Origin of the sequence: Chitinophaga pollutisoli (genome assembly GCF_038396755.1) — a bacterium.
GTDB classification, from domain to species: Bacteria; Bacteroidota; Bacteroidia; order Chitinophagales; family Chitinophagaceae; genus Chitinophaga; species Chitinophaga pollutisoli.
Window position 1 is genome coordinate 4,674,152 of record NZ_CP149822.1, and the last position, 19,572, is coordinate 4,693,723.

Genomic DNA, 19,572 nt, shown 5'->3' on the forward strand with positions numbered 1-19,572 from the left:
CGGAATTACCACATGAACATATCCATCCCGCGCGCGCCGTCGCGGCGGCGGTTGCTGCCGATCTTGGAACCGAATTTGGCGAAGTTGTAGGTGAAGGACAGCATGAAATACTGGTCCACCATGTCGGTGCGCGTATCGAATGTGCCCAGTTCTGTCACCATGCGGCGGATATTGGTATTCTGGCGGAACAGGTCGTATCCGTATAGTTTCAGGTTGGCGGCCCTGTTCATGAACTCGTACCCGATGGCGGCGCTGTAAACGGCCACGCCTTTCTTGAACCCGGGCGCGATATTGGCGTTGTAGTTGTAGGCGAGGTCGTTTTCAATGAAGAAATTCTTCGGCCAGTACAGGGTGCCGCCAGCATTGGCGCGCTGCGAGAAGTTGCTCGTTTTTACGCTGGTGCGGTTGTTGGTAACCTGGCTGTAGCTGGGACGGTAGTTCAGGGTCAGGTCCAGCAGTTCTTTCCAGGAGAAAGACGCATTGACGTTCGGGCCCAGCATCAGGTTCTTGCTCACGTTCTTATGCACCGCCGTATCGCCCCGCACGTTATTGATGTTCGAGTAGTTAACATTGTTGGAATAATTACCGAAAGCGCCGCCGTTTACCCGGAACTGGTAATCTTTCTTCACTTTATTGTAGCTGAGGTTGATATGGCCGTTGAAGTTGTACACCCCGTCTACGTTGATCGTTTGCGTCACCTGGCTGCCGTCGCTGTTCACTTTGGTGTAGGTCGACATGCTGTTGTTCACCGGGCGGTAGCCGATGTTGCTGAACATCCCGAACCCCTTGGGCGAAAACTTATTATAGCCGATATTGAACATCTGTGAAAACGTCGTTTTCAAATCGGGGTTCCCCAGCCGGATATTGAGCGGGTTGCTGTTGTCCGGAACGGGTTGTAGCTGCTCGATGGAAGGCTGTTGCGTGTGGGCGTTGTAGCTAAACGACAACTGTCCCTTGTTGGGCATCGTCCAGTTGATTCGGGTGTTCGGGTTGAAGTTGGTCTGCTCCTGCCGGAAATTCTCGCTCGTGTACGCATTGAGGTTTTCCAGGCTGTTGAAAAGGACGCCGCCGCCGATGGTGGCGTTGATGGTCTTCTTTTTGTTGCTGAACTGGAAATTTACAGTCGGAGAGTGCGTGGATTGTTTGTTGTTGAAACGGTTGGAATAAAGGCTGTCGAATTCATTATACCCTTTCTCCAACTCATCGAAATTAAACGTTTCCCGGCTGGAATTATTGATGCCATGCCGGAAGCTGTACCCAAAGTTCATGCGCCACCGTTCACTGATGGGCTCTACATATGTGATACCCAGATCGTAGCTCTCGTTCCTGCCGGAAGTGACGCTGCGCTGGTCGAGAATATTCGTGGAATCCAGGAGGTTATTGACGAAAAACTGCTGGTCGGAATAGTTGAAGGCATTGCCGCTGTTGTTGCCGTAATCGCCGCGGAACCGGAGGCTGATGCTTCTGCCTTTTTTATTGAGGGTACGCATGGCGTTGAGGTCCAGCGAGAAGGAGTTCTGGTCGTTTTTGGAGATGTTCCGGCCGTTCCGTTCGTTGGCTTTTTCGTCGAGGTCGCGGTAAGTGACTTCTTCGCTGGTGGTGTTGGAACTTTGCCGCGTATTGGAGAAACGGGGCGCCACGCTCAGGATGGTCACGGAATCCAGTTGGTATTCCATGTTCAGGCTGATGTTGTGCGATTGATTTCTCCCATATCCGCCACGGTTGCCGAGTACGCTGCGGCCATCGTTATACCGGTTTTCGGAAATCGTGTTGAATTTCGAATGCGTATTGTTGAACTGGTAACTGGTGTTGGATTTCATGTCTTTGGTCCATTCGTCGTTATAGTTCACGCCTACCATGGAGCCGGTGCGGATGCCTTCGCCGCCGCCGCCGAAGCTGATGCCGTTAACGCTCATACCGCCGCTGCCGGCAGAAACCGTCATGCTGCCGCCGCGCATGGGGGCGGCAGACATCACCTCGTTCACGGAAAAACCCATCTTGTTCAGGTTGTTGGAAGAACCGAGCACGCTGATCTGCCGCGCGCCGTTGAAGAAGCTCAGCATCCCGCTGGCGTCGTACCGCTCGTCGGTTCCATATCCGCCGGTTATCCTGCCAAACAGTCCTTTCTTTTTATCCGGTTTGAGGGTGAAGTTGATGGTCTTGTCTTCCCCGTCTTTTTCGATCCCCATTTTGGATTCTATTTTCGTTTTGGTGTCAGATACCTGCACTTTGTCGATGATGTGGGTGGGAAGGTTTTTCAGGGCGATTTTGGAGTCGCCCCCGAAGAAGTCGCGCCCGTCAACCATGATCCGGGATACGGGTTTCCCGTTCACGGTGATCTTCCCGTCCTGGTCGATGTCCACGCCCGGGAGTTTCTTCAGCAGTTCTTCCACCACGGCGTTGGGCCGGGTCTTAAACGCGTCTGCGTTAAACTCGATCGTGTCTTTCCGGATGGTGATCGGAGGACGGTTCCCCGCCACTTCGACCACGCCCAGTTCGCGGGGCGCCGGCGCCAGGTTGATACGACCCAGATCGGACCGGTCGGTGCCTACGATCTGGATCCAGGTGCGGTAACCGGTGTAGGAAACCAGTACGCGGACCGGCTTGCCGGCCGGGAGCCCCGTGAGGCGGAAAGCACCCTTTTTGTCGGACAGGGTATAAGTGATCAGGCTGCTGTCTTTCGGGTCCTGGGCGGTGATGGTGGCCATTTCCAACAGCTCGCTGCTGGCGGAATCGGCTACGGCGCCTTTGATTTCGGTACGCTGCTGGGCTACAGCAGTGAAACAAAACAAACAGAGGAATACTACAATTGCATTACGGTACATGGAGGTATAATGGTTTCGGATAGCAAATTACGAAAGATTCGTAGATAGACGAAATGAATAGTTAAAAGATGCATGAACGGAAAAAATCCATACGCAAGCGGCGGAAATTATTAAGCTGGAAACGGTCATGATGATGCAGCGTGTTGATTGACAATTATTTAGATTGCTCCGGCGGTTATTATATACCAGCCGGTAGCGTTTTGCATATAATAGGCATGCCAACATGAAAAAAAGGGTGACTATCTGATAGTCACCCTTTCATTATATGATTTCGAAGTATTCCGGTTAAGCTTCGGCTTCTGCGTATGCGCTGGTAGGTTCGCAGGTGCAGATGAGGTTACGGTCGCCGAAGGTGTTGTTCACGCGGGACACAGAGGGCCAGAACTTGCTGGTTTTCACATAATCAAGCGGGAAGGCGGCTTGCTGGCGGCCATAGGGGCGCGTCCACTCGTCGGCGGTGATCACGGCCTGGGTATGGGGCGCGTTTTTCAGCACGTTGTTGGCTTTGTCTGCCTTGCCGTCTTCTACCGCGCGGATTTCTTCGCGGATGGAGAGGAGGGCGTCGCAGAAGCGGTCCAGTTCGGCTTTGTCTTCACTTTCCGTAGGCTCGATCATGATGGTGCCCGGCACCGGGAAGCTCATGGTGGGCGCGTGGAAGCCGTAGTCCATCAGGCGTTTGGCCACATCTTCCGCTTCAACGCCTGCGGAGGCTTTGAAGGGGCGGAGGTCCACGATGAATTCGTGGGCGCAGGTGCCGCTCACGCCGGTATACAGGATATCGTAGGCGTTTTCGAGCCTTGCCTTCATGTAGTTGGCATTGAGGATCGCGTATTCCGTGGCGTTTTTCACACCGGTACGGCCCAGGAGGCGGATGTAAGCGTAAGAGATGAGGAGGATGGAAGCGCTGCCGAAAGGAGCGGCGGATACCGCGTGCGCCTGCTTGCTGCCGTTGGTCTGCAGGTCAACGTGGCCGGGCAGGAACGGTGCGAGGTGTTTGGCTACGCAGATGGGGCCCATACCGGGGCCGCCGCCGCCATGCGGAATGGCGAAGGTCTTGTGCAGGTTCAGGTGGCAAACGTCGGCACCGATGAGGCCAGGGGCGGTGAGGCCCACTTGCGCGTTCATGTTGGCGCCGTCCATATAAACCTGTCCGCCGTTGTCGTGGATGATCTGACAAGCCTCTTTCACACCTTCTTCGTAAACGCCGTAGGTGGAAGGGTAAGTGATCATGACGCCGGCGAGGTTGTCTTTATGTTGTTCCGCTTTCGCTTTCAGGTCGGCGATATCGATATAACCGTTTTCCAGTGCTTTCACGATCACTACCTTATAACCGGCCATCACAGCGGAGGCGGGGTTGGTGCCGTGCGCGGAGATGGGGATGAGGATGATATTGCGGTGTGCTTCGCCACGGCTTTCGTGGTAATTGCGGATGGCGAGCAGGCCGGCATATTCGCCCTGGGCGCCGGAGTTGGGCTGCAGGGAACATGCGTCGAACGCGGTGATTTTGCAGAGATAATCGCTCAGTTCCTGTACGATCTGGAGGTAACCGCCTGCCTGGTCGGCGGGGGCGAATGGGTGCATTTTGCTCCAGTGGCTCCAGCTCAGCGGGATCATTTCGGTGGCTGCGTTCAGTTTCATGGTGCAGGAACCGAGGGAGATCATGGAAGTATTGAGCGACAGGTCTTTATTTTCCAGCCATTTGATATAGCGCATCATTTCCGTTTCGCTGTGGTGGCTGTTGAAGACTGGGTGCAGCAGGAAGGGGCTGGTGCGCTGGAGGTCAGCGGGGATGCCGCTGGCGGCGCTTTCCACTTCGGCTTCGGTTACGTGGCCGGCGTTGAATACGGCGAGAATGGCGTTTACATCGGCCACAGACGTGGTTTCGTCGATGGAGATGCCTACCTGGGTGTTGGAAACCTTGCGGAAGTTGATGCCGGCAGCCTGTGCTTTCGCGTGGGTGGCGGGTGCGTCGGTTACGGAAAGGGTGAGGGTGTCGAAGTGCCCGTTATTCACGGTCTGAACGCCTGCAGCGGCCAGTTTTGCTTTCAGCGCGGAGGCCAGCAGGGCGGCTTTGAGGGCGATATTTTTCAGTCCTTCCGGCCCATGGAACACCGCGTACATGGCGGCCATGTTGGCGAGGAGGGCCTGGGCGGTACAGATATTGGAAGTCGCTTTTTCGCGTTTGATGTGCTGCTCGCGGGTCTGGAGTGCCATGCGGAGGGCGCGCTGGTTTTGCGCGTCGATGCTCACACCGATGATACGGCCGGGGAGGGCGCGCTTGAATTCATCTTTAGTGGAGAAGAAGGCCGCGTGTGGTCCGCCGAAGCCCAGGGGGACACCGAAGCGCTGCGCGCTGCCCAGCGCCGCGTCTGCTCCCAGTTCGCCCGGAGGCGTGAGGAGCGTCAGCGCCAGCAGATCGGTAGCCATGGCAACATAAGCGCCTGCGCCATGTACGGTGTCGATGAAAGTGCGGTAGTCGGCCACGGTGCCCTCGGCGCCGGGGTATTGCACCAGCGCACCGAAGAACGATTCGTCGATGGCCACGGTTTCATAGTTACCGAAAACCACCTCGATCTGCAGCGGCGTGGCGCGGGTAAGCACCACGTCTTTGGTCTGCGGCATCACGCGCTCGTCCACGAAGAACTTGCCGCGGCTGATATGATCATGATCCTTGTTCAGTGCGTTGAAGAACATCGTCATCGCTTCCGCTGCGGCGGTAGATTCGTCGAGCAGCGAGGCGTTGGCGATGGGGAGGCCGGTGAGGTCGCTCACCATGGTCTGGAAATTCAGGAGGCTTTCCAGGCGGCCCTGGCTGATCTCGGCCTGGTATGGCGTGTATTGGGTATACCATCCCGGATTCTCGAATATGTTGCGCAAAATCACGCTCGGCGTGATCGTGTCATAATAACCCTGGCCGATGTAATTCTTGAATACTTTATTCTTCAGCGAAATATCCTTCAGCATGCCCAGGTATTCATGCTCGCTCATCCCTTCAGGAATGGCCAGCTCGTGCTGCATCCGGATGGAGGCGGGTACCGTTTTGCCCGTCAGTTCATCCAACGATCCGATTCCGATCTTTTCGAGCATGGCGCGGGTTTCCGCATCATTGGGCCCGATGTGGCGGCCAATGAATGCATGCTTGAATGTATTCAATAAATTCATGATGTAAGCAGGTATTAATTGAAAGAATGCGCAAAGCTATGATGTTTTTCCACAATGGCCAAAATACCCGGCCTACAGGGGATGTAGGCTTGATATTTGGCCTGCTTTCAGGACATGGTTTGTCATGGAATTTTCATAACGGGGGATTATCCTATTTTTGCATCCAAATAGTGAAAATGTCAGTCAGCCTCACCGATTGGGAGAAAAAAGCAAAGGAAGCGCAGAAAGCCAACAAACAATTCCTCCAGAAAATGCAGACCCGCAAGGGAAAAGGCGCCGAAAAGCACCTGCCGGAACTGCATGACGAGGCGTTTGCGCAAATCGATTGCCTCCAATGCGCCGGCTGCTGCAAAACTATCTCCCCCCGTTTCAAAACCCCTGATATCAAGCGCATCTCCAAACACCTCGGCCTCCGCGAAAGCGTGTTCATCGAAACCTACCTGCGGCTCGATGAAGACGGCGACTACGTTGTAAAACGCAGTCCATGCCCGTTCCTCGGCCCCGACAACTACTGCGGCATCTACGACGTGCGCCCGGGCGACTGCCACAATTATCCCTACACCGACAGCTATGATTTCTTCAAACGCCCCAATACCACGCTGCTGAACAGCACGATCTGCCCCGCCGTGTATTACGTGCTGGAACGGTTGAAATCCATCATTAAATAAGGAGAAAGGAAGAAAGGATTACGCTTTCAGGTCAAGCTTCCGCATGGCAGGGGAGATGATGTAGGTGGTGACCACCACGCCCAGTGTCATGCAGCCGCCGAAGACTACCGAGCCCACCGGCCCCAGGAGCCTCGCCATCACACCGCTCTCGAAAGATCCCAGCTCGTTGCTCGACCCCACGAAAATGGAACTAACGGACGAAACGCGCCCCCGCATGTCGTCGGGCGTCTTGAGCTGGAGGATCGTTTGCCGGATGATCACGCTGATTCCGTCCAGCATACCGCTGCCGAAAAGCGCCGCCATCGACAGGATAAAATGCTTCGACAACCCGAATACAATGATACACAGCCCGAACCCGAACACCGCCGCCAGCAACTTAATACCCGGCCGGGTCACAATCGGTCGGTAAGCCAGCGCCATCATGGTCAGAAAGGCCCCCACCGCCGGTGCGGCGCGCAAAGCCCCGAAGCCCTCGGGCCCCACTTTCAGAATATCGTTCGCATATATCGTGATCATGGCCACCGAACCACCGAACAGCACGGCGAACATGTCCAGCGTCATGGCGTTGAGCAACACTTTCGTGTCCCACACGAATTTCAACCCTTTCGTCAGCCGCTCTTTCACCGTTTCACCCATCTCTTTGTAATGCACCGGCTTGCGTTTGATCTGCAATATGCAGAACAGCGACACGAAAATGCATCCCAGTACCAGCAGCATCGACCAATGCACCCCGAACATCGCGATGCAAAGCCCGCCCAGCGCCGGCCCCGCGATCGCCCCGATCTGCCAGGCCGATGTGCTCCACGTAGTGGCGTTCACGTAAAGGTTACGCGGTACCAGCAACCCCAGCAGCGAGAAATTGCTCGGGCTCACGAACGCGCGGATGATACCGCCGCAGCACACCAGGAAATACATCATGAACAGCACCCAGCGCTGCGGAACGCCTTTCATCACATCGTCCCAGGTCAGGAGGAACAGCCCCGTTCCCACGATTACGTAGCCCAGCAGGCACTTCAGCACCATGCCGCGTTTCTCTTTCTTGTCTACGATATTGCCGGCGAACAGCGCCAGACAGAAGGCGGGAATGAACTCGGCCAGGCCAATGAGGCCCAGGTTGAGCGGGTCGCGGGTGAGCATGTACACCTTCCATTCGATAATGGCGAATTGCATCGAAAGCGCGAAGATCAGCGCAAAACGGATGACAAGGAAATACCTGAATTCCACATTCCGCATCGAGGCGTATGGGTCGTTCCGGGGTACAGTGGGTTCGTCCAAGCGGTATGGTTTTATTCCGCGCCAAAGGTAAGCGTTTCCGGTCAAAAGCCTTTCCGTTCCGCCCTTCCCGATTTTTAACTTCCGTATAGCCGGAAGCATTATTTTTATCGGGCATAAAATTCCAATATGAAACTAGTAAAGTTGTTTTTTACAGGCGCCATGATGTCCTGTTCCCTTCTCACTTCCGCCCAACAAGCCCGGTTGGAACTGGTGACCGACCAGGTGCAGTCACCGGTGTGCATGGCCGTTCCGGGCGACGGCTCCCACCGCCAGTTCATCGTCCAGAAAGAAGGCCGCGTCTGGATCATCCGGAACGGCAAACTCCAGTCGGAACCTTTTATCGACGTCAGCGCCGACATGGTGAAAGTCAATCCCTCCTACGACGAACGCGGGCTGCTGGGTATGGCCTTCCATCCCAAATTCAAACAGAACGGCAAATTCTATCTCTATTTCAGCGCTCCAGTTGAGAAACCAGGCAAAGGCCGCAACCACAAATCCGTGATCGCTGAGTACCGCGTGGCGAAATCCTCCGGCAATACAGCCGACCCTGCCACGAAACGCGTAGTACTGGAATTTGATCAGCCGGAAAGCAACCATAACGGCGGCGATATCGTGTTCGGGCCCGACGGTATGCTGTACATCGCTTCGGGCGACGGTGGCGGCGGGGGCGACAAGCACGGCGCCACCGGCAACGGGCAGGACCTGACCAACCTGCTGGGCAAGATTCTCCGCATCAATGTGGACGGATCGCCGTATTCCGTTCCGAGAGACAATCCCTTCCTCAAATCGCCCGGCGCCAAAGGCGAGATCTGGGCCTACGGCCTGCGGAACCCATGGCGCATATCCTTCGACAAGGCGAACGGACGGCTGTTTGCCGGCGATGTGGGGCAGAACAAGTTTGAAGAAGTAGACATCGTCACCAAAGGCGGCAATTACGGCTGGCGGATCATGGAAGGTTTCCATGAGTTCAATGTGCCGGACGGGGCCGACAAGTCGAAGCTCATCGATCCCATTCACGAATACGATCATAGCGACGGCATCAGCATTACCGGTGGCTATGTGTACCGCGGAAAAGCGTTGCCCGCACTGGCCGGGAGGTACATTTTCGGTGATTACAACGGCAAGACCTGGACGCTTGCGCAACAGGGCGGGAAGTGGACGCGCCACGACCTGGTGTTCACCAACAAACCTTCCGGTAACCTGCAGTTGTTGAGCTGGGGGCAGGATGAAGCCGGGGAAATCTACATGCTCGTGACAATCGCGGGCGCCAGCAACAAAGGTGGCGTTTATAAGCTCGTAAAATAGGACGAACCTGCCATTCCGGCTTATCAATGGCATACTAAAAAGGCAGGCGGTATCCCGGAATGGCAAATTGCACGGTTTTTGCCTCCAAGAATATGTTAAATCGAATGCAGGCCCTTATTACACCATGAATTAGGCTTATATTTGGTAAGATAAAATCCCGGACGGCACGCCCGCCGTCTGAATTGAAAAATCCGAAAAGAATAGGGTTATGAAGATGAAACTGAAAGCGGTCGTTCCGATATTGCTCATTGGCGTGTTGGCTGGCATATTTGCATTCGCTAAGATCGGTGTGAATGACGACCCCCCGGAAGATACCAGACGATCATGACCCTGGTGGGACAGATCCTGAAAGAAGGCCATTACCAGCCCAAACCGATTGATGACGCCTTTTCCCGTGAAGTGTTTGTCAAGTACCTCAAAAACCTCGACGGCGAGAAGAAATTTTTCCTGAAAAGCGATATCGACGAGTTGAAGAAACTGGAAAACCATGTGGACGACGAGCTGAACGGCGCACCGCTGGATTTCTTCAACAAAAGCTCGGAAATCATGAAGAAGCGCGTCGTGGAAGCGGCTACCATCTATCCTGAAATCCTCGCGAAGCCGTTTGATTTCACCAAACAGGAGAAAATGGACATCGACCCGGACGCCATTCCCTGGCCCACCGATGAAGCCGCCCGTGTGGAAGCATGGCGCAAGGCCCTCAAATACCGCACCCTCGAAAAATACGCAGACCTCATCACCATCCGCGATAAAGACAAGAGCGGCAAAACAGACGCCCAGCTCGAAGCCGAAGCCCGCGAAAAAGTGAAGAAGGTGTACGACCGTTATTTCGACCGCGTGAAGAACCGCACGAAAGACGACGACCGTTTCTCGCTCTATGTAAACGCCATCACCACTACCATGGACCCCCACACCGATTACATGCCGCCGCTGGAGAAACGCTCCTTCCAGGAGTCCATGTCCGGCCGCTTTTACGGTATCGGTGCGCAGCTCCGGGAAGAAGAAGGAAGGATTAAGATCGTGAGCATCGTAACCGGCAGCCCCGCCTGGAAACAAGGCCAGCTGAAGGCGGACGACGTGATCATGAAAGTAGGCGAGGGCGATAAGGAACCGGTGGATATCGGCGGTTTCCCTGTCGAAGAAGCCGTGACCCACATCCGTGGCTCCAAAGGTTCCGTAGTGAAACTGACCGTGAAAAGCGTGGACGGTACCATCAAAGTGATCCCCATCGTCCGCGATGAGATCAAGCTCGACGATGTATTCGCAAAATCCGCCGTGATCAACGGGCAACATAAAATCGGGTATATCTATCTGCCCGAGTTCTACGCCGACTTCAACGACCGCCAGGGCGCCTTCTCTTACGACGATGTAGCCGAAGAGATCCGCAAACTGAAAGCCGAGAAAGTAGACGGTATCATCCTCGACCTCCGCTTCAACGGCGGCGGCTCCCTGCCCGATGTGATTAAAATGGCCGGCCTCTTCGTGCCGGAAGGCACGATGGTACAGGTGCGCAACCGCTCCGGCGAAGTGCAGCAACAGCGCGACCGCGATAAAGGCGTGGCTTACGACGGCCCCCTCGCTATCATGGTCAACGAATTCAGCGCCTCTGCTTCCGAAATCATGGCAGCCGCCATGCAAGACTACAAGCGCGCCGTTGTGATCGGCAGCCCCAGCACATTCGGTAAAGGCACCGTGCAACGCCTCCTCGACCTCGACGCGTTCGTGAAAGGAGACATAGGCACCAGCCTCGGCGGCATCAAGCTCACCGTGCAGAAATTCTACCGCGCCAACGGCGGTTCAACCCAGCTCAAAGGCGTGGAATCCGACGTAGTGCTGCCTTCTCCCTACTACGAAGTGGGCGAGAAGAAAGATAAAGATGCGTTGAAATGGGACGTGGTGCCCCAGGCCGAATATACCACCTGGCAGGATCCGGTGGACGTAGCCCCGCTGAAAATGAAATCCGCCGAGCGCGTCGCTAACAACGAAGCCTTCAAAATGATCAACGAGAACATCGCCACCCTCAAGAAGCTGGATGAGCAGAAAACCTATCCGCTGGACCTCGCGAACTACCGCGCCGACCAGAAGAAGAACGCCGCGGCGCTCAAACGCTACGACTCCGTAAACGATAAGGTGCAACCGCTCAATATCTCCAGCCTCAAAACCGACCTCGACAAGATCGGTACCGATACGGTGAAACTCGCCCGCAACAAAGATTGGCTGAAAGCGCGGAACAAAGACCCTTACCTCAGTGAAGCGGTCAATGTTATGAACGACCTCATCATGCAGCAATCGTTCCCCAAGCTGAAAAATAACTATACCGACGCTACGAAGAAAGTTCCCGAACAAAAGTAGCCAGCCGGTAAACGAAAAAGGGTAAAGCATCACGCTTTACCCTTTTTTTATGTCCATCCGGCCCGTTACGCCGGATTTTTTTTATGGTTTTTCCAGCAGGATGTCGATCACCTTGCGGGTTTTGCGCACCTTCATCTTATCGGGCACATTGGCGAGGATTTCTTTACGGAACGCCTCGATGAGCGCCTGTTTGATGAAGTACCGGTGGGTAACAAGGCTGATTTCGCGGACGGGTTCAGGCGCCTTGAAAAAGCGGACCATGTTCAGCTGTTTGGCGGAAAGGTCCTGCAGGCTGAGTTCGGGGAGAATGGTGTACCCCTCGTTCAGTTCCACCATGCGCTTGAGGGTTTCCACGCTGCCGGTGTTGTATTCCAGATTCTTGAACTCGCCCATGCCGAATTTGTCCTGGCAGATGTTGAGCACCTGGTTGCGCATGCAATGCCCTTCGTTGAGCACCCAGATGTCTTTGGCGTCGAGGTCGGCGGCGTCTACCAGCTTCTTGTCGGAGAGCTTGTTGCTTTTGGCGGCGTAGATGACGAAGTTCTCGTAAAACAGCGGATGCTCTTCCAGGTGCTGGTTGTGGAGCGGCGTGGCCAGGAGACCGCAGTCCAGCTGTTCCTGCCGCAGCAGCTGGATAATCTGTTCGGTGGAATATTCCCAGACTTCCAGCTTGACTTTCGGGTATTTCTTCAGGAAGGCGGTGAGCACGCGCGGGAGGAGGTAGGGCGCAAGGGTGGGGATGATGCCGACCTTGAGGGTGCCTTGCACTTCTTTTTTGCGGTCGGCGATGATCTCGCGGATGCGGGCGTTTTCTTTCAGGATGATGCGGGCCTGCGCGATCACGGCCGAACCGATTTCGGTAGGCACCACCGGCAACTTGCTCCGGTCGAAGAGTTTGATGCCCAGCTCATCTTCCAGCTTTTGAATCTGCATGCTGAGCGTGGGCTGCGTGACGAAGCATTTTTCCGCGGCGGTAACGAAACTCCTGTGGGTATCTACCGCTACTACATATTCCAGTTGTACCGTAGTCATGATATTGTTAAAATCAATTGCAAGGTACGGGGATATAGGGGATCTCTATAAAAAAATTACGAACGGCCTTTTGAGCCGTTCGTAATTTATAATGTATTAAGTAACCGGGAATTAGAAAATCCGGTAGCGGTATTTGATTTTGTCGACGTTAAGGGTCAGTTCCCGCATGTTGATGGACGCCTGGATTTCCTGAACAGCTTCGTTTTTGAGGCCGCGGAACTCGTTCTGCTTGGCTTCCACGATGGCGCGGTCAGCCAGGGCATTGTCCTGCGCGAGGCGGAGGGAGTGGTTCACCTTGGTGTAGTAGGAATCCAGGAGGCTGAAGTACTCATTGTAGAGGTTCTCGAAGCGTTTGGTCTGGAGCACGAGGTCTTCCAGCTGGTTGTTTGCTTCCTTCAGGTTGGGATTGTCGCGGAGGAGGCCTTCATAATTGATTTTGCCGCCCTTGGTGTATTGGGCTTCCATCTTGGCGAAGAAATCCACCACTTTATCTTTCCGGAAATCGATGAAATATTCATTCAGCGACTCGGCGATGGTTTTGTTGCCGCGGTTGGGCAGGGGCATTTTGAGCACCTGGGAAGTGAAGGCCAGGTGGTCGTACATGTTGTCCTGCAGGAGGGAGAGCTGGTCTTTGTTGAAGTTCAGGCCAAACTCGAATTTCTGGTTCGCGTCGTTGAGCGCTGTGTAATAGATCACATATTTATTCAGTTCCTTCTCGAACTCCTGCAGCAGTTTGTGATTGATCGCCTTGTTGGACTGGCTCACGCTGTGGAGAAAGTTCATCACCGAGCTGGCGATGGCCAGGGGCGGGGTGAGGGAGGTGAAGGATTTGAAAATCGGGCTGTTGATGATGGATTTGGTGGATTCCACCAGTTTGGTATTACGCTCGTTCTTGTCGGATTTGCCTTTGAGGATGATTTTTTCCACCAGCTCCACCACGCGGTCGCTCAGGGAAAAGCCGAGTTCCTTGCTCTCCGGGTTGTTGAGCGAGGTGATGAATACATCCAGGTTGGAAGTGGTGGTCCTGGATTTGAGGTCGATGATTTTTTTGTTGAGCAGATAGTAGGTTTCGGATGCCTGGATCAGGTTGTTCTTGATCAGGTCATATTTGGTGATATTGTCCAGTTCCCGGCCCAGGGACAGCTGTTCGATGGCTTTGGCGTTCTGTTTGTCGCTGTCGGAGACTTTCTGCAGATCTTCCATGATTTTCTTGATGGTCGTATCGGCAGTCCTGACCTGCGGCGGTTTGATCTCCGCCGGGGGAGTCGGGGGCTGGTCCTGCGCCGTAGCGGTCAACGTCACAATTCCCGTCAGTGCAAATGGCATCGTCCACCTGATTAGCTTGAGCATGCTTGAAATGTCCTTTTTATGTTAAGAAAACCTTAAAGAAAATATAATGCCAAAAATAGTTCCAACATGTAAAGATAGTGATAAATTTTACTGCATAACCCAAAGTCAATAAAACCCGAACGTCGTATTACGCCTTTTTTATACCTTTGGCGGCTGAATTACCCCCGATTTTGGGATAAAACTGATTGACTTTGAGCATACGGCACCAGGCGGCATTGGCGAAGAAATATATCCGTTATTATTTGACGGCGGGCAACCGGCACGATGTGCATTCGCCATTCATCTTCACGCTCGTGGAGGAAGTGTTGAACAAAAAGGGATTCCGTCCGGCTTATGAACCGATGGAACTGCTGCGTACACGTTTGCTGCAAAGCAACGACGTGGTGCAGGTGACCGACCTCGGTGCGGGATCGCTGATGGGCGCTTCCAATACCCGGCGCGTCAGCGAGATTGCGCGCCATGCGGCCAAGCCCGCCAAATTCGGGCAGTTATTTTACCGCCTCGTGCAACATCTCGGTGCAAAGAATGTGCTGGAGCTGGGCACTTCGCTGGGACTTTCCACGGCTTACATGGCTTCCGCCGGTGCTACCGTGCATACGATAGAAGGCTGCCCCAACATCGCCGCGCTCGCCAGGATGAATTTCTCCTCCCTGGGTTTGGACAACATCCGCCAGCACACGGGCAACTTCGACACGGAGCTGGCCGGCGTTCTGCAACAGATGCCGAACCCCGACATCGTATATATCGACGGCAACCACCGCGAGGAGCCCACCGTGCGGTATTTCGAGGAATGTTTGCCGTTCCTCCGGCCCGACAGCATCGTTATTTTCGACGACGTACACTGGACGGAAGGGATGGAGCGCGCCTGGGACGCCGTCAAATCCCATCCATCCGTCACCACAACCATCGACCTGTTTTTTATCGGCATCGCGTTCATCAGCCCTGATTTCAAGGCAAAACAGCATTTTACGATCAAATTCTGAGGAAACGGCGTAACTTCCGGTATGCACCCTGCTTTCGTACCTGCACACAAAAGCGACGATAAGGCGATCGAGTTGCTCCGCAAAACGGAGTGGACCGTAGCAAGACCTTATGCCATGGCGCTGATGGAGTGGCTGGAAGATATCAATAGCCCGCATTTCAACCCCATTTACAATTACCTCATGCCGCACGTCCATGAGCTGAGCGCGGAATTTTGCGCCATTTTCGCCACGGACGAAGACATCTGGAAAACCAACTGCATTTATTTGCTCGAAAAATCCCGCGTTCCCCTCACCGATCCGCAAATCGGGGCGATGCTCCTCCGGATGGCGGGCAACCCGACACCCGGAGAGATCTGCCACGACACGGCGCAGGCCGCGCGCGAATTGGCGGAGGAATGGCGGCTCCTGTAGTTACGGCACGATGGTCGTAAACAGATAAGTAGCCAAAATTACCAGCAGCACAACGCCTTGCTGGATATTGGTGCGCCCTGCATTGAAGGAAATACTGATCGTGAATAACGACAGGAGCATGAGCAAGGTACCTTTCGTATCAATTCCCAACGTCACATCAAACCCCGCGATGATAGAAACCAGGGCCACGGCCGGGATGGTAAGGCCGATAGAAGCGAGAGCGGAGCCCAGCGCGAGGTTGAGGCTCGTTTGCAGGCGGTTTTTCCGCGCGGCGCGGATGGCGGCGAGGCCTTCAGGCAACAGGATCACGGCGGCGATGATAACGCCTACCAGCGATTTTGGCGCGCCCAGGTCGGTAACAATGCCTTCGATGGTGGGCGACAGCTTTTTCGATAGCAGGACCACGATAGCCAGCGCCAGCACGAGTGTGAACAGGCTGATGGCCGTGGTAAGCCCCGAGGGCGGCGCGGCGTGGTAGTCGCCTTCGTTTTCTTCCGGGAGGAAGTAGTCGCGGTGGCGGACCGTTTGTACAGAAACGAATCCCCCGTACAGGACGAGGGAGATGATGGCTACGAAGATGAGCTGGCTTTCGGAATACACGGGACCGGCGGCGCTGGTGGTGTAATTGGGCAGCACGAGCGTGAGCACGGAAATGGCGGTGAGGGTAACGAGGGCGGCGGATACGCCTTGTTTGATGTAGATCTGTTCTTTGTGGATATAGCTGCCCCAGAGCAGGCAAATCCCGATAATCCCTGTGTTGATAAGCATGATGGCGGCGAAGACCGTATCGCGGGCGAGGGTGGAAGAGCCTTCGCCTTGTTTGGACAGCATCATGGACACGATGAGGGAAACTTCGATGACGGTGATGGCGAGCGCCAGGATGAGGGTTCCATAGGGCTCGCCGACTTTGTGTGCGACTACTTCGGCATGATGCACGGCGGAGAGCACGACGCTGATGAGCGAAACGCCCAGGAGCGCGGCCATCCATCCGCTGATGTTGTCGCCGGCGAATGCGAGGAAAAAGGCGCCGATTACGGGGCTGATGAGCGTCCATAACGGGAGCCTGATGTTCCATTTGCGGGCAAGAATGTGATTATATGGCATGGCGTAAAATAAGAAAAATCATGCCCCCCACAACATTAAAATTCCATTATAATTTCGGGAAGCACTACTAATATAACTGATAAATAATACGTTTTGTTCAACGGATGTTTTTAATATGGTGAATTTGGGATATGGGTGCGGCAGGCAAACCGTTTTGCAAAATCTACTGACATCCTGCTGACATCCTTCAATGATCCTTCAAGTGGCTCCAATGCTGGCTTAGGTTTGAGGGGGTTTAATTGAAGGATGACTGAAGGATGCTTGGAGGATCATTGAATAACGGCTGAAGGATGGGAATTTTGTAATATCTGTTATTTGCGACATGTGTAGCAAATCGTTATATTGTCAGGCAGTGGAGAAGTGTACATTCAGTTTTATCAATTACGATTAATTCCGGAAGAAAGACGGGACTTTCAACCGTGTAAGGGTGTTGGCTGCTATGACGCTTTTTGCCGCATTTGCGGACATCATGGGTTGGGCTGCCTGGATGAACATATCGATGGAGGCCGACCGGAAATGGCAGGGCCGTTATACGATCGGTGTGCCCACGGAAATCACATCTTCCACATCCCGCTCCGTTACCAGCTACAGGCTTCAATTTCATTTTACTGCGAAGGGCAAAGTGTACCGGTTGTCTCAACATACCGACAGAAATGGTAACGGTGTAACGCTGGGCGCCGGGTGTTACCTTGTGCCGGCACACCGTCTGGCTACGAACTACCGCTTCAATACGCTCAATCAGGTAGTTGCCCAACACACGCCGGATGCGAATAAATCGGAGTTCTGGTACGACCGGCTGGGCAGGCTGACTACTTCCCAGAACGCCCAGCAGCGGTTGGGAAATAAATACAGTTATACGTTGTTTGACGGGTTGGACCGTATCACGGAAGTGGGTAAGCTGACAAGCGCTTCCGCCATGAATAGCGACATCAGCCGCAAGCAGTCCGATCTGTAACTTTGGCTGAACAATGCGGCCGCGTCCCGTACACAGATCACCAGAACGGTGTACGATGTGAAACATGCACCGTTTGAAGGGCTTGCCTTAAACGCAAGGAACCTCCGTAACCGGGGAGCCTGGTCCCAGGAGACATTGTTTCTCCACACCCTTTATGCATCCAGAGCATTGCCGTATGGCGTAACACAATATCTGTTCAGGAATGGTGGTGAATCTACAACATCCATCTGGCCGGCCGAAGACCAGCGGGTCAAAAACATCAAGATCAGCGTATATTATAATGATGTTTTTTCACAAACAGTCAATTACGATGAAATAGGATACTATCCTGCAACATTCCAGCTGAATACTTTAACGCCTAGTTTGAGATTGGAAATATTTCCTTTATAAGTACACGGCAATAAAAAGGGGATGAACAAATCGCTCACCCCCTTCTCCAATCTCTCCATTTCCCTTCGCCGGCATTATCCGGAGTAGGTATTTTCCTAAAGGTATGTATCTCAGGCTCTGAGGTAGGCCACCCTTACGGAAGAGATGGAATTACTTCAACTTGTCCTTTTCTTTCTTCACCATGTCGAGATGAGAACGAAGCTCGGGCAAATGTTTCGCGAAAAACGCCTTGATATCCGGGTCTTCTGATTTGTCTGCTCCTTTTTCGAATAAGTCGATTGCGTCTTTATGTGCCGATTCGAGCTTGTCTACAAAAGCTTTATCAAAATCTTTACCGCTCTTTTCCATGATATTGCCGATGTCTTTTGATTGACCGTCGCTGATGGCTGTCGGCAGGATGATGGATTTCTGATTGGCGAGTTCCACCAGTTCCTTATTCACTTTTTCATGCGCGGTTTGCATGTGTTTGGCCAGGGTTTTCACGGAGGCGGCGTTGGCTTTGCCTTGCGCGTCGGTGGAAAGCCTTACTTCAAACAGTCCGTCTTCCGCAGCTTTGACGAGGTTTTTAGCGTCGTCGCGCAGGGAGTCGGAGGGCAGGATGTCGCGGTTGGCGTCGCGGGCCATGTCGTCGGTTACGCCCGTGTCGGAGGGCAGGGTCGTGTCGCTGTTGTTTTGGGTGCCGGCGTTGTTACAGGCGGCAAATCCCAGTGCCAGGGGTACAATGTATACCATCCATCTTTTCATAACTCTACAGGTTTGGGTTCGGATATGGTAGGGAAAAGATTATGCCACCGGTTTTTCTCTTGTTGTTAGCGGGGTTTTGCGGAAAAGTGTGGAGTTTGCTGCCCGGATTGTCTGATCTGTTCTATGTATTATTAAATTATATATATTTGAAGGGTAGAATAATGCCTGTCCTATGAACCTCCTGCAATACCTGGCCTTTTTGCTGGTGCAACTTTATTACAGCGGGCCGGAGAAGACGTTGAAATTCCCGGTAGCGGAGTTTTCGGCGCATGTTAAGACGGCTGAATGGCTCATCATGTACGACAGTGCCGCCTGGCGGCTGTCGGAGGAAGTGACGCATGCGGACATGGATCTGCTGCAGCGCACGGGGAGGGAGTGGTTTGTATACCTGGGGAGCCGCGACAGCCTTTGGTACGGCGCTTACGGCAGGTTCCAGGATTCGGCGTATGACCTGGCGATGCATTACCGGATCAACCGTGAGGATTCCATTGAAATAGTTACGGAGGCGAAGCCGGATACGGCGATGTTGCATGCGGTTTCGCGGTGCATCCGGTCGGCATATAAGTTTGCGGGCATGATGCTCGGGCGGTCGTATGTACGGATGAACAAGTTTGTGCGGTTGAACAACGACCGGAGTATTTCAATTTATTTATTACCGGCGCTGCAGCCGGCGGAGGTGGCGATGTATGGCGGGGAGTTTCATTACCGGTTCGATGAAACGGGGCAGCGGCTGCTGGAGCGGAATGAATATTATCGCGGGGGCTTTAAAGGTTTCCGGCTGAATAACGACCGGGAAGTGAAGCTCGCTTATGAAGATGTGAAATCCCCGACTTTGGGGGCAGTCTATTTTGCCTTACGCTTCCGGAACCGGTTTAAGGAGATAAGGATTGAGACGTTGGAGAGTATGAGCCTCCTCCTGTTCAACCAAACGCGCGGATACTACTGGGATCACAGGGAAAAACCGCAATAATTCCTGTAAAACACCGCAGGCGGTCTGCGTTTACCCGGAACCGTAT

The 19,572-nt window shown here is 53.9% G+C and carries 14 protein-coding genes and 1 riboswitch; of the genes, 7 read left to right on the plus strand and 7 right to left on the minus strand.

Going from position 1 to position 19,572, the window contains the following annotated elements; translation table 11 throughout:
* Window positions 1-5: 5 nt before the first annotated feature.
* Window positions 6-2,825: an outer membrane beta-barrel protein gene (locus tag WJU16_RS19880; RefSeq protein WP_341835157.1), complete on the minus strand. Its 2,820-nt coding sequence runs from the start codon at window positions 2,823-2,825 to the stop codon at window positions 6-8.
* 285 nt (window positions 2,826-3,110) lie between these two features.
* The gene (gene gcvP / locus WJU16_RS19885) at window positions 3,111-5,987 is read right to left on the minus strand and encodes an aminomethyl-transferring glycine dehydrogenase (RefSeq protein WP_341835158.1); all 2,877 of its coding nucleotides are present in this window, start codon (window positions 5,985-5,987) and stop codon (window positions 3,111-3,113) included.
* 176 nt (window positions 5,988-6,163) lie between these two features.
* On the opposite strand from gcvP, the gene WJU16_RS19890 reads away from it, so the two are divergent.
* Complete coding sequence (locus WJU16_RS19890) at window positions 6,164-6,655, plus strand: YkgJ family cysteine cluster protein (protein ID WP_341835159.1); 492 nt, start codon at window positions 6,164-6,166, stop codon at window positions 6,653-6,655.
* A gap of 18 nt (window positions 6,656-6,673) precedes the next feature.
* On the opposite strand, the gene WJU16_RS19895 is transcribed toward WJU16_RS19890, so the two are convergent.
* Window positions 6,674-7,930 (minus strand): MFS transporter, encoded by a 1,257-nt coding sequence (locus WJU16_RS19895; RefSeq protein ID WP_341835160.1) that lies wholly within the window; start codon window positions 7,928-7,930, stop codon window positions 6,674-6,676.
* 126 nt (window positions 7,931-8,056) lie between these two features.
* Between WJU16_RS19895 and WJU16_RS19900 the strand changes: the two genes are divergently transcribed.
* Window positions 8,057-9,235 (plus strand): PQQ-dependent sugar dehydrogenase, encoded by a 1,179-nt coding sequence (locus WJU16_RS19900; RefSeq protein WP_341835161.1) that lies wholly within the window; start codon window positions 8,057-8,059, stop codon window positions 9,233-9,235.
* Between the two features lie 324 nt (window positions 9,236-9,559).
* Window positions 9,560-11,587, plus strand: a complete 2,028-nt coding sequence (locus tag WJU16_RS19905; protein ID WP_341835162.1) for a carboxy terminal-processing peptidase — start codon at window positions 9,560-9,562, stop codon at window positions 11,585-11,587.
* 81 nt (window positions 11,588-11,668) lie between these two features.
* On the opposite strand, the gene WJU16_RS19910 is transcribed toward WJU16_RS19905, so the two are convergent.
* A complete protein-coding gene (locus WJU16_RS19910; RefSeq protein WP_341835163.1) occupies window positions 11,669-12,619 on the minus strand; it encodes a LysR substrate-binding domain-containing protein in 951 nt (316 codons plus the stop codon).
* A 111-nt stretch (window positions 12,620-12,730) separates the two neighbouring features.
* Window positions 12,731-13,969, minus strand: coding sequence for a hypothetical protein (locus WJU16_RS19915; protein ID WP_341835164.1), 1,239 nt, complete (start codon window positions 13,967-13,969; stop codon window positions 12,731-12,733).
* Window positions 13,970-14,160: 191 nt separating this feature from the next.
* Here WJU16_RS19915 and WJU16_RS19920 point away from each other — a divergent pair, with 191 nt between their 5' ends.
* A complete protein-coding gene (locus tag WJU16_RS19920) occupies window positions 14,161-14,952 on the plus strand; it encodes a class I SAM-dependent methyltransferase (RefSeq protein ID WP_341835165.1) in 792 nt (263 codons plus the stop codon).
* A gap of 21 nt (window positions 14,953-14,973) precedes the next feature.
* A complete protein-coding gene (locus tag WJU16_RS19925) occupies window positions 14,974-15,363 on the plus strand; it encodes a DUF5071 domain-containing protein (RefSeq protein WP_341835166.1) in 390 nt (129 codons plus the stop codon).
* Here WJU16_RS19925 and WJU16_RS19930 read toward each other — a convergent pair whose 3' ends face one another.
* The gene (locus WJU16_RS19930) at window positions 15,364-16,467 is read right to left on the minus strand and encodes an ionic transporter y4hA (protein ID WP_341835167.1); all 1,104 of its coding nucleotides are present in this window, start codon (window positions 16,465-16,467) and stop codon (window positions 15,364-15,366) included.
* Between the two features lie 427 nt (window positions 16,468-16,894).
* Here WJU16_RS19930 and WJU16_RS19935 point away from each other — a divergent pair, with 427 nt between their 5' ends.
* On the plus strand, window positions 16,895-17,422 hold the full coding sequence (locus tag WJU16_RS19935) for a hypothetical protein (RefSeq protein ID WP_341835168.1): 528 nt from the start codon (window positions 16,895-16,897) through the stop codon (window positions 17,420-17,422).
* 432 nt (window positions 17,423-17,854) lie between these two features.
* Window positions 17,855-17,957: riboswitch (TPP riboswitch) on the minus strand.
* Window positions 17,958-17,962: 5 nt separating this feature from the next.
* Here the strand turns inward: WJU16_RS19935 and WJU16_RS19940 are convergent.
* Window positions 17,963-18,556: a DUF4142 domain-containing protein gene (locus tag WJU16_RS19940; RefSeq protein WP_341835169.1), complete on the minus strand. Its 594-nt coding sequence runs from the start codon at window positions 18,554-18,556 to the stop codon at window positions 17,963-17,965.
* Window positions 18,557-18,728: 172 nt separating this feature from the next.
* Between WJU16_RS19940 and WJU16_RS19945 the strand changes: the two genes are divergently transcribed.
* Window positions 18,729-19,526 carry a hypothetical protein gene (locus WJU16_RS19945; protein ID WP_341835170.1) on the plus strand — a complete coding sequence of 266 codons (798 nt, stop codon included), beginning with the start codon at window positions 18,729-18,731 and terminating at the stop codon, window positions 19,524-19,526.
* Window positions 19,527-19,572 lie beyond the last annotated feature (46 nt).